Origin of the sequence: Novosphingobium sp. YAF33 (genome assembly GCF_052113265.1) — a bacterium.
GTDB lineage: Bacteria > Pseudomonadota > Alphaproteobacteria > Sphingomonadales > Sphingomonadaceae > Novosphingobium.
Map to the genome: position 1 here is coordinate 104,379 of NZ_JBFRCW010000002.1, position 11,769 is coordinate 116,147.

7 protein-coding genes are annotated in these 11,769 nt (G+C 62.8%); 4 read left to right on the top strand and 3 right to left on the bottom strand.

Annotation, left to right across the window (positions count from 1 at the left end; genetic code table 11):
• The first annotated feature begins 29 nt into the window (after window positions 1-29).
• The gene (locus AB4Z00_RS04835; protein ID WP_442045134.1) at window positions 30-2,606 is read left to right on the top strand and encodes a hypothetical protein; all 2,577 of its coding nucleotides are present in this window, start codon (window positions 30-32) and stop codon (window positions 2,604-2,606) included.
• Between the two features lie 31 nt (window positions 2,607-2,637).
• Complete coding sequence (locus AB4Z00_RS04840; RefSeq protein ID WP_134093605.1) at window positions 2,638-3,789, top strand: AlbA family DNA-binding domain-containing protein; 1,152 nt, start codon at window positions 2,638-2,640, stop codon at window positions 3,787-3,789.
• 270 nt (window positions 3,790-4,059) lie between these two features.
• Here the strand turns inward: AB4Z00_RS04840 and AB4Z00_RS04845 are convergent, their stop codons facing one another.
• The 3 genes from AB4Z00_RS04845 to AB4Z00_RS04855 form a co-directional block, all read right to left on the bottom strand.
• A complete protein-coding gene (locus AB4Z00_RS04845; RefSeq protein WP_208324807.1) occupies window positions 4,060-4,674 on the bottom strand; it encodes an alpha/beta hydrolase in 615 nt (204 codons plus the stop codon).
• A gap of 377 nt (window positions 4,675-5,051) precedes the next feature.
• Entirely contained in the window at window positions 5,052-6,617 is a 1,566-nt protein-coding gene (locus tag AB4Z00_RS04850; protein WP_442045135.1) for an amidase, read from the bottom strand.
• A gap of 133 nt (window positions 6,618-6,750) precedes the next feature.
• A complete protein-coding gene (locus AB4Z00_RS04855; RefSeq protein ID WP_442045136.1) occupies window positions 6,751-7,797 on the bottom strand; it encodes an ornithine cyclodeaminase in 1,047 nt (348 codons plus the stop codon).
• Window positions 7,798-7,947: 150 nt separating this feature from the next.
• Here AB4Z00_RS04855 and AB4Z00_RS04860 point away from each other — a divergent pair, with 150 nt between their 5' ends.
• On the top strand, window positions 7,948-8,388 hold the full coding sequence (locus tag AB4Z00_RS04860) for an Lrp/AsnC family transcriptional regulator (RefSeq protein ID WP_442045137.1): 441 nt from the start codon (window positions 7,948-7,950) through the stop codon (window positions 8,386-8,388).
• Between the two features lie 130 nt (window positions 8,389-8,518).
• On the top strand, window positions 8,519-11,761 hold the full coding sequence (locus tag AB4Z00_RS04865) for an amidohydrolase family protein (protein WP_442045138.1): 3,243 nt from the start codon (window positions 8,519-8,521) through the stop codon (window positions 11,759-11,761).
• The last annotated feature ends 8 nt before the right edge of the window (window positions 11,762-11,769 follow it).

Consider the following 11,769-nt stretch of genomic DNA (forward strand, 5'->3'; position numbering starts at 1 on the left):
CGTCTCTTAGTAGCTGATACAGATCCGGAATGATCAGCAGCGCACCTCATGAAGGCAAGAGCAGGCCTAGACCGCTCAGGATCGCTTATCTTCTTGAAGAAGGCCCCTACGCGCACCTTCAGTTAGATGCCATATTTGCTGAATGCTATAGCCGCTGGGGCGGACGCTTCAGCCTGATCGCCCCCTGCAGCCAAGGCCGCATTGCCGCGAGATATTGGGATTGGCTCGAGGCCTATGATCCGGACATTGTCTATGCGTATGCACCTCTCGCCTCGGACGAAGAGGAGCGCATTCACGGACGCCTTCAACCGTCCCTCTTGGAGAAGCATCAGGTCCGAGAACAGGGAGAGCCGGATCTCGGCTGGTTCCGACCGAGTTACGGCGTCTCGCCCTTATCCTCACTTTCGACAATCTTTCGCGTAGCGCGCCATTGGGGCTACGGCCCAGGTCGCGAGCCGGCTGGCTTTATCGACGCTTGGTACACGGAAGAGCCCTCCCGTTTTCTGGCCGACAATTTCGGGACTTACCATTCGTCCTTTCATACGAGCGGTTTCCCTGCCGATGCCCGCCAAGCCGCCCAGCTTTTGACGATCGTTGCCAAGGACAAGTGGGAGAACCCGCAGTATGGTTTGCCGCGAGACCTGAACGTCATTCATGACGAGATGGAAGCGCTGGCAAAATTCTGCGCCAAGGAGACGTCAAGCTTAGCGCAAGCGGCCACGCGTTTTGCTTCGAAGCTCGATGTGCACCATAACCGGTTCAGCTATTCCTTCAACTTGGTCGTCGGCGAGAGCTTCCCCGACCGGCTGCTCTTTTGGAATGCGCGGCTTCTTAACCCGCATTGGCAAGGGGCTTCCCTCTGCGGGCTCCGCGTGGATCTGGAGCAGACCCGAGACCCCAACTTCTTCTTGCTCCTCACCCGCCTCATCAATAATTTTAATCACGTGAATGACGGCACTGGCGGCCAGTATCGACTGACGGTTAGATCGACCTCGGTGGCGCTTGTCGAACTGGAGGATCTGCGCGAACGCCTGCAAAACGCGCGTTGCTTCAGCATGAGCCGGGCCGAATTCATCGACAGTGCCGATGAAGTCGTTCCGCCGAAACAAGAGCTGGAGAATGCATCGATACTCAGGACCGACGGTCCTGGTCTCACCGTACGGCCTGATTGGCTAGAGTTCCAGTGGGACGGCAAGGTAGCGCAGCCGCCGGCAAGTATCCCTGATCATCTGAGTGACTGTCCGCCCCGGCAGAGCTTTGCGATGGGCTGTTGGGCGACCGACTATCTCCTCGAACTCGACGGGCCTTCGCCCAGGACGGGCGTCAAGAACTGGTGGCTCCTTCCAAAAGGATGGCGCATGGCGGGCTCCTTCAAGGCATCTTTTCCGCCCGATGGCATGAACCTCAATTATCTCCCGAGGAGTACGCTCGGCGGTGAGCTGACGCTTTTCGAGCGACTGGAGCGGCCTGTCCGGTCGATCACCGTACCGGCGCCGGCGGAGGCGCTGCAACATGCTCTAGTGCGAGACGGATTTTACAGCCGGCGTGGTCAGCCGGAAAACAGGGCGACGCCGCCAGCCAAGGTTGCCGATATGCAGCCTTCCAATGAGGCACGATATTTGATGGGCATCCTCGGCATGATCGGCGGCCTCGATCGTGCAAAGAGCCTGATCCTTCACCCTTATTGGATTGAGGAATTCAAACGCCTCGGAGCGACGCCAATCCTTCCGCGCGAGAAGGTGCAGCCCGTCATCAACAAGCTGAAAGAGCTTGCACCGACAGTGCCGACTTATGTTTTGGGCGACGAGGACGACCGGATTGCCCTCGGACATCTGATCGTGAAGGCAGGGCGCTCACTCAAAACTCCCCAGCATTTTGTGAAGCACAAGGCTTTGGTGGAACGATGGGACATCCATCGTAAGGCCTTTTGGGAGAGGCATGGTCAGGAGCGAAGCTCTAATTCCGAATTCGACTGGGACGCGCACGAGCGCGCCGCAGTCGACGAATGTCTCGTAGAGATGCGAGCGCGCCAGATGCTTTTTCAGGGCACGCAATGGCTATGTCCCCAGTGCCATCATCGCAACTGGGTCGGACTTTCTGAAATGCGCCCAACATTAATCTGCGAAATCTGCCGGCTGCAAGACAGCGCACCAATCTCGAACGACTGGCAATTCCGGGCCAATGAATTTCTCGTAGAAGCGCTGCGCGACCATAGCGTCCTCTCACTGCTTTGGGTCCTCGACAAGCAGAAATCAAATGCCCGAGCATCCTTCTTTTATGACGGCCCCACATGGTTCTATGACGACGATGGTCTGAGGCCGCGTCCCGTCTCAGAGACGGATCTGATGATGGTCATCGATGGTAAGACGATCATTTGCGAGGTGAAATCCTCCTGGGCCGGCCTGAAGCCGTCCGACATAGACGATGTTGTCAAGCTTAGCCTGCAGCTTCGCCCCGATCGTGCCATCATCGCTGTGATGGACACGGGTAAGAAGCAGGAGAAACGGCTGGCCAGCGCGGAGGAGGCGCTCAAGGAGGAGGGAATCGCCTTTGAGCTTATGACATTGGATAACTATCCCCTCCAAGACGATCCATATTTCGTCTGAAGCCCAATCGCACGCAGGAGAGATACCGATCATGCTCGACATAGCATTCGATGACATCGACGAGGCGGCGCTTGTTCAGCTTGTTGCAAACGAAACGTCGGAAAGCCGTGACCTTGAGTTCAAACGCGACCTGCCCGGCCAGGAGTCGGACAATATTCGCGAACTCCTTGCCGACGTGACGTCGCTTGCCAACACCAACGGCGGGGATCTCATCTTCGGGATCGAGGATGTCGAAGGAGTTGCAGCCGCGCTCCCTGGCGTCGCGATCGCCAATATCGACAACGAAATCCTCCGGCTGGAGCAGATCATCCGAACCAATGTCGATCCGAGGCTGATCGGCGTCCGGATCCGCCATATCCCCTTCGCCGCGGGCAATGGCGCCCTGCTCATTCGTATACCGCCAGGCCTTCAGTCACCCTATCGCGTCACCTTCCGCAACAGCGGCAAATTCTATGCCCGTACGAGCCGCGGCAAATATGAGCTAGATGTCCACGAACTGCGCCACGCCTTCGTGGACGCAAGCCGGCTCCCGGCACGCTTCCGCCAATATCACGCGGAAGGAATCGAGCGCGCACGCGGTATCGAGATGCCGTTTGCGATCATGAGCGATCCGACCGCCGTCGTTTCGATCATGCCGCTCTCGCTGTTTCGTGAAGAGCGCGAAATCGCGATCACGGACGATCATGCGCTCGTACCGATCCGCCCCAATGCCTACAGTTCCATCGATATGATCGAAGGGGTGATGCTGCACACCCCCGTCGATGAGGCGACCGGGCGGGTGCGCAGCTTCGCGATCACGTATCGTAACGGGCGCACCGACGTTGCCTGGACGATCGGCGGCACGCGGCAGAACCAGCAAGGCGAGGATATGAAACTGGTCTTCGCGCCGTCCTTCGAGGAGGGGTTGATCACCGCCGCGCGGGCGACCCAGACACGGCTCCAGCAATTCGGGATCGAAGGCCCCTGGATCGTCATGGCGAGTATCTACGGCGTGCGGGATCATTTCATGATCCTCGGCGATCATCATCCGACACGGCCCGCGTTCAAGGACGAAACACTGATCGGTGAATTGCGCCTCGACCGGATCAAAGTGGCCGGCCTGCTACCGCTCGCGAAGAAGTTCTGGCTGCATTTTGGAGTGCATCGACCCGAAGCCCAGGTGTTCGGTCCGCAGAACGGCTAAACTGATTAGTCTAGGGCCGCGCGGACCGGGTGGGATCGCTGGAACTGCTTGATGAGCCGGGAAGGATTCCCGCTCGGCATGATGCGCATCGAAGGGGCCCGAATGGCGGGTTTCTGCAAGAGTCGCCGGTCACATTAACGACGCCGAATGTCTTGAGCTGGTCGCGTGCTGCCAGGAGAGCAGACCGTCCGCACCTGGGGCTCCAAAACTTGGCGGCGAACGACCGACTAGGGTCGGTTTTCCCGAGCGCCGAACGCCGCATCGTGGAACTTAGCAGTCGTTTCCAAAGGTGGCTAAGAATGACAGGTTTCGCAGAAACCGGCACATTGCGTGCGTGGACAGTGAGGTAGTATCATACCGCATCGTTGCCGCGCAGATTTGCGAATGGTTGATCGACACCATTAGGCCGCGAGATTGCATCCACCAGATCAACTCCTCAAACCAGTGATCGCTAGTCCCGCCCTGGGGCTTTAGATCGAACCCGTGGCCCCCGCGCTCGTAGACGTGCAATTCCGCGGGGACGCCCACCTTTCGCCACGCTGTGTAGAGTTGCACCGCGTCATCGGGCAGGTAGTTTTCGTCAGCGGCAGCCGCGATGAAGGCGGGAGAGGCATCGGCAGGCACGGGCATCCGCGACCCTCCGTAGATCAGACCTACGAAGTCTGGCCGGTTCGCCTTCGCGCCGATTGCCAGATCGGCTGCGAGGAACGCGCCGGACGAGAATCCGATAAAGCCGACCCGTCTTGGGCCGATGCCCCACTCGCTTGCGCGGTCACGCACAATTGTCATGGCGCGCGCGCCATCTTCCAGTGCGTGGCTCTCGCCGGCGAAGCGCGGAACATCTGCTCGTATTTTGTCGCAGCCTGCCCGCAGCCCCTGCCTCACCAAGGAATTCCGCCGACATAGTTACCCAATAGCAGCGCGCCATTTCAAGCTTGTGATAGAAGCTCTCGGTTCGACAGATCGTGAATGAGCCGGAACGAGGGGCAGGGAAACTCGAGAAGATTTACTTCACGGAGACGACAACCAATTGGCCGACTTCCAATCTTCGACCAAGTAGTTTCCGCCGACGAAAATAATAGGTCCGCTAGGACGTATAAATTGAAGCGGTCGACAGGTAATCTGCATCGGGTCGGGGCGCCGCTTACCTGATGTAGCCACTTGAGGACCGTCCTGAAGCGGAACGCGCCGCTCCCTGGCGCTGACTCAAGCAGAATCGACGTCCCGATCCTCAAATAATCAAGATTGATATTGAGTAAAACTTAACCCGATCTTTTGAGTACCGGTGGCAGGCTTCGAGCGATCCATGGCGACGCCTTCTCGTAAGCGTGGCCCACTTGCAGGGCCGCCAGATCGGCGTGACGCCTGCCGATGATCTGGAGGCCGATGGGCAGCTTCAGCGCGCCGCCGAAGCCGGCCGGCACCGCCAGCGCGGGAAGCCCGGCCATCGTCGCGGGAAGAGTCACCTCCATCCAGCGGTGATAGCTGTCCATGGCCTTGCCCGCGATTTCGGTTGGCCAGTGCTCGCTGACGTTGAAGGGGAAGACCTGCGCCGTGGGCAGCACCAGGAAATCGAAATGCTCAAACGCGGCCTCGAACGCCTTGTAGATGCGCGTGCGCCCTTCGGAGGCCGCGGCCAGTTGGGGACCGGTTAGCTTCATGCCGCCTTCCACTTCCCAGATCGCCTCCGGTTTCATCAGGGCGCGCTTGGCCGGATCGTTGTAGAATGCCTGGAGATCGGCGCCAACGGACCAGTGGCGCAGTGTCTTCGCGGTCTGCCACATGTCCGCGGCGGGCTCGTCCAGCCGGGCAGCCTCCACCCGCATGCCGATGGCCTCGAACGCCCTGAGCGCCTTCGTGCAGGTGTCCATGATGCCCGCCTCCATCGGCAGCGCGCCGCCGAGATCGCCTAGCCATCCGATCCTGCCGCCCTTCCAGTCGCGGTCGAGCGAACCGGCGAACATCGCGGGATCATCGCCAAGCGAAAACGGCGAGCGGGCATCGCCGCCTGCCTGGACGGACAGCAGCATGGCAAGGTCGGCCACGGTGCGGCCCAGCGGTCCGGACGTCGCGAAGTTCTGCCAGAACAGGTCGCTGTTCGGCACCGAGGGAACGCGGCCGAACGAGGGACGCAGGCCGAAGACGTTGTTCCAGCCCGGCGGGTTGCGCAGCGATCCCCCGAAGTCGCTGCCGTCCGCCACCGGCACCATGCGCAGCGCCAGCGCCACCGCGCCTCCCCCGGTGCTGCCGCCCGCAGTCTTGCCGTAGGCATAGGCATTGTGCGTGGTGCCGAAGACCGGGTTGTAGCTGTGCGAGCCGAGCGCGAATTCGGGCACGTTGGTCTTGCCGATGAAGACGGCGCCCGCCTTGCGCATCCGCGAAACCACAAGGCTGTCCGCAGCGGGAATGTTCCCCTTCAGGATCGGCGATCCCTGCGTACTGGCGATGCCCTTGACCGGCGCGGTATCCTTTACCGCATGGGGAAAGCCGTGCAGCGGCCCGTGGAAGCGACCGGCGGCCGCATCCTCGTCCATGGCCGCTGCCTGGCGCAACAGGGCATCGCCGTCCACGCGCGAAACGATGGCGTTGAAGCGCGGGTTCAGCCTGTCGATCTGCGCCAGATGCGCGGACATCACCTCGCGACTGGACAGCTCCTTGCGGTGGATCGCGGCGGACAGGTCCGTCGCGTTCATCATGACGATCTCGTTCGCCTCGCCCTTGGAAGCGGTCTTTGCAAAGGCGGGCGCGACTGCGGTCAGCGCAATGGGCGCGGCAGCCAGAACCGTGCGGCGGTTCGCGGTCACTCGGTCAAGGATCGTTTCGCCCATCGTAGTCTTCTCCAGTGTCGGCCGGACCGCTTCTTCACTGCGGCAGGCAGCGGGTAAAGGTCCAAGTTATCCCTGCGGCGCGGGACCATGCCCGCGCCGTCGGTCGTTTGCAGGCCAAGCCCCGTGATCCGGCTCAGGCCGCGCGCTGCAACATGCCGAACAGGTCGCGCGGGTCATCGGGATCGGCGATGATGTCCAGCTGCTGGAAGAAGTCCGTGCCGTCCAGCTTGCCCAGCAAGTAACGCAAGGCAGAGAAGTCCTCGATCGCGAAGCCGACGCTGTCGAACAGGGTGATCTGGCGCTCATCGGTCCGGCCCTGCGCCTCGCCTGACAGCACCTGCCAGAACTCGGTGACCGGATAATCGGCTTCCATCTGCTGGATCTCGCCCTCGATGCGGGTCTGCGGCTCGAACTCCACGAAAGTGGATGCACGGCCGAGGATGTCCTTGTGCAACTCGGTCTTGCCCGGACAGTCGCCGCCGATCGCGTTGATGTGGATGCCCGCGCCGACCATGTTGTCCGACAGGATCGTGGCATAGGCCTTGTCGGCGGTGCAGGTCGTGATGATCTGCGCGCCTTCGATCGCCTCCTGCGAGGTTTCGCAGGCAACCACCTTCAGTCCCGAACCGGCCAGGTTGCGGGCGGCCTTGCGAGTGGCCTCGGGATCGATATCGTAAAGGCGCACTTCCTCGATGCCGACGATGGCCTTCATGGCGATGGCCTGGAATTCGGCCTGCGCGCCGTTGCCGATCATGGCCATCACACGCGATCCTGCCGGAGCGAGACGGCGCGCCACCATGGCCGAAGTGGCAGCCGTCCGCAGCGCCGTCAGCAGCGTCATTTCGGTCAGCAGCAACGGATAGCCGGTGTCCACCCGCGCCAGCAGACCGAACGCGGCGACCGTCTGAAGACCCTTGGCGGTATTGCTGGGATGGCCGTTGACGTACTTGAAGGCATAGGCCTCGCCGTCGGAAGTCGGCATCAGTTCGATGACGCCCTCCTGCGAATGAGAGGCCAGCCGTGGCGCCTTCTCGAACAGCGACCAGCGGAGATAATCCGCCTCGATCRCATCGGTAAGTTCGCGCAGCACGTCCTCGATCCCGAACCGATGGACGAGGCGCATCATGTTCTCGACGCTGACGAAAGGTATGTAGGCAAGGGGAGAAGGCGGCGGAGCCATGGTCTGTCCTTTTCTGGCTTTTACTCAGGCAGGCCCATGCTAGCTTGACGCATTGCTGTAAAAAATCGCAGAACCGGCTTGCAAACCGTCTGCTATTGAACAAATATTCCATGGTTATTGCGCAAATTGCACAGCCGAAAGCGCACCGCCTTGTACTCCCCAGCCAAATTCATCCCTGACGACCTCGATCGCCGGATCATCGCGCACTTGCGGGCGGACGGCCGCGCCTCGCTGTCGAAGCTGGCCGATGCCTTGGGCGTGGCGCGCGGCACCGTGCAGAACCGCCTCGACCGCCTGGTAGACACGGGGACGCTGCTGGGCTTCACCATCCGCGTGCGCGATGACTACGAAGACTTGTCCGTGCGCGCGGTGATGATGATCGAGATCACCGGCAAGTCGACCACCCAGGTGATCCAGAAGCTGCGGGGGATGGTGGAGATCCAGACCCTGCACACCACCAACGGCAACTGGGATCTGGTCGCGGATATCCGCACGTCCAGCCTGTCCGAATTCGACCGGGTGTTGCGGCAGGTGCGGATGATCGAGGGGGTACTGAACAGCGAAACCAGCCTTTTGCTGAGCACGGTCTGACTGGACCCCTCACCCTCCCCCGAACTGGATGTTTCGCAAGCGAGCCGGGCCGGCGAAGGAAGGGCCTGATGATGCACGAGAGGGTGATGCAGTGAAGACATGGCTGGCAGGTACGGCGCTTCTGGCGAGCATGGCACTATCTGCTGGCGAGGCGGCGCATGCGGACACGCTGCCGCCGCTGACCGGGCGCGTGATCGAATATGACACCCGGCAGGTGACATGGCCCGCACTGGACGTTTCACCCGACGGTCGCACCATCCTTTTCGACCTGCTGGGAGACGTCTACGCCCTTGCCGCGGAAGGCGGAAAGGCCCGTCCGGTGATGACCGGGGATGCGTTCGATACGCAGCCGGTATTCTCTCCCGATGGCCGCAAAATCGCGTTCGTCAGCGACCGGGACGGGCGCGATAACCTCTGGATCGCCGATGCGGACGGCAGCCATGCCCGCCGCGTCTCTCGGGAAGACAAGGGCGCCCCGCACTTCGGCTCGCCCGCGTGGTCGCCGGATGGCAGGACTCTCTATGTATCGCGCATGATCTGGGGCGTGCTGGCGTTCGAACTGTGGTCGTTCGATGTCGAGAGCGGCAGGCAAGAAGTGCTCGTGAAGGCGCAGCCGAACGGCGACGATCCCCATCCCCAGCGCCAAAATGCCATGGGGGTGGTCGCTTCCCCCGATGGCCAGAACCTCTATTATGCCACGAAGGCCGGGACGACCTGGAGCAGCGGCGCCCTGCCCCACTGGACGATCGCGCGCTTCGACCTGGCCAAGCGCACCCAGCACACGGTGCTGACGACGCCCGGCGGCGGGATGCGCCCGGTGCTGTCGCACGATGGCCGCCTGCTCGCCTACGTCACGCGGGAGAAAGAGCAGACCGTGCTGCGCCTGCACGATCTCGAAACCGGAACCGACCGGCAGCTGCATGGCCCGCTCGATCCGGATGGACAGTCTGGCGGCTATTACGTCGACCTGATGCCGCGCATGGTGTTCTCCCCCGACGACACTGGCATCTACCTTGGCCTCGGCGGCGGATTGAAGCGGCTCGACGTCGCGTCCGGCACGCTCGCCGACATTCCGTTCGAGGCGCATGTGCGCCACGAGATGCCCTTGCCGCTGCGCCGCCAGCATCGGGTCGAGACCGGCCCCGTTCATGTCCGCGTGATCCAGACCCCGCGACTTTCGCCCGATGGCAAGCAGGTCGTCTTCGGCGCCGTGGGGCGCATCTATATCGCCGCCAACCGCAGTGGCGCAAAGCCCCGCCGCCTCGACGTGTCGGGAGCGACCTGGCAGCCCAGCTGGTCCGACGACGGGCGCTTCGTCACTTATGTCACCTGGACCGCTAAGGAAGGCGGCCACGTCTGGGTCGCCGCCGCGAACGGCAGGACCGCGCCGCGCCGGATCACGACGCAGGCGGCGTTCTATTCCGAGCCGCTGTTCCTGGCGGGCGGCAAGGACGTGGTCGCTTTCTTCGCTAGCCAGCATGACCGGCTCTACCGCACCGCCGAGAGCCTCGGCCCCATGCCCTCGACGCTGATGCGCCTGCCTGTGGACGGCGGCGAAGCAACCAGGCTGGGCGAAGTCGGCGCGGCGATGGACCTGCGCCGCGATCCCGATCCGGCGCGGGTGCGCTATTATTCGGACGGCTGGATCTCCTCCCATGCAATCGCCGGAGATGGCGGGGCAAGGCGTCTCGCGAAGCTGGTCGCCCGGCCCGACAGCCAGTATTTCGATGCGCCCGCACCGCTCAGGAACGCACAGCTGAGCGCCGATGGCCGCACCGCGCTGGTGCGCCTCGCCTCGCAGCTCTATCTCGTTCCAGTGCCACCGGCGAAGGACGGCACGGCGCCCACCGTCAACGTCAGCGATCCCGCCTCGAACGCGCGGCGGATCACCGCGATCGGCGCGGACTACATGGACTGGGCCCCGGACATGCGCTCGCTCGTCTGGTCGGTCGGTTCCACGGTGCGGCAGTTGCCGCTGGATGCCGCGCAAGACGGCGCGCCAGCCGCCATCGAGAAGCGCGCCGGCGGCAAGCGCATGGACGTGGTACTGCCGCGCGATGTGCCCAGCGGCAAGCTGCTGCTGCGAGGGGCGCGCGTGATCACGATGAAGGCCGACGAAGTCATCGACGATGCCGATGTCCTGATCGTCGACAACCGCATCGCCGGCGTCGGCCCGCGCGGAAAGATGAAGGTGCCGCCGGGCACCGAGGTGCGCGACATGTCCGGCAAGTTCATCGTGCCCGGCTTCATCGATGCCCATGCCCACTGGTTCGAAACCCGCCGCCGCATCCTCGACATCGGCCACTGGGATTTCGCCGCGAACCTGGCCTACGGCGTGACCGCGGGACTGGACGTCCAGACCTTCGACCCCGACGTTTTCGGATATGCCGACATGATCGACGCCGGGCTGATGCCGGGCCTGCGCGCCTTCTCCACCGGCGAGGGCGTGTTCCGCAACAGTCCGATGGGCAGCCGCGAGGAAGCGATCGCCACGCTGCGCCGCTATTCCGACCATTACCGCACCCCCAACATCAAGCAGTACATGGTCGGTGACCGGGCCGAGCGTCGCCACCTGATCGAAGGCGCGCAGGCCCTGGGCCTGATGCCCACCACGGAAGGTGCCAGCGACTACCGGCTCGACCTCACCCAAATGCTCGACGGCTATGCCGGCAACGAACACAGCCTGCCGATCGCGCCGCTCCATGACGACATCGTGCAGATGCTGGTGCGCTCACGCATATCCACGGTGCCGACGATGCTGGTGCTCTATGGCGCGCCGAGCGCGATGGGCGCGATGGCGGCAGGTCACCAGCAGGATTTCGACGCCAAGCTGGGCCGCTTCGTCCCCGAATTCGCCTTCGCCGCCAAGCGGGACTCCGTGACATGGAACCGCGCCGATGGGCAAGGTTTCAGCCTGTTCGCGAAGCAGGCAAGCGATATCGGGAGCGCCGGCGGACTGCTCGGCGTCGGCTCGCACAGCGTCGTTCAGGGGCTGTCCTATCACTGGGAACTGGAAGCCATGGCGTCTGGAGGCGCAAGCCCCTCGCAGATCCTGCATGCGGCGACGATCGGCTCTGCCGAAGTGATCGGGCGGGCACTGGATCTCGGCTCCATCGAGCCGGGCAAGCTGGCCGACCTGCTGGTGCTGGACCGCGATCCCACGGTCGATATCCGCAACACCCGTTCGCTTTACCTGGTGATGCAGAACGGCCGCCTTTACGAAGCCGCCACTCTGGACGAGCAGTGGCCGCGCATCCGCAAGCGCGAAGCCCAGTGGTTCCAGGACATGTCGCAAGAGGACGTCGCGCTGGCAATCCGCACCGCCGCAGCCTTCGAGGAAAAGCAGGGCAACGCGGCTTCCTTCGAATACTGATAGGGCGC

Coding starts and splice junctions, on each gene's coding strand:
- AB4Z00_RS04840 (WP_134093605.1), top strand. CDS start 2,638: ATGCTCGACATAGCATTCGATGACATCGACGAGGCGGCGCTTGTTCAG.
- AB4Z00_RS04850 (WP_442045135.1), bottom strand. CDS start 6,617: ATGGGCGAAACGATCCTTGACCGAGTGACCGCGAACCGCCGCACGGTT.
- AB4Z00_RS04835 (WP_442045134.1), top strand. CDS start 30: ATGATCAGCAGCGCACCTCATGAAGGCAAGAGCAGGCCTAGACCGCTC.
- AB4Z00_RS04865 (WP_442045138.1), top strand. CDS start 8,519: ATGGCACTATCTGCTGGCGAGGCGGCGCATGCGGACACGCTGCCGCCG.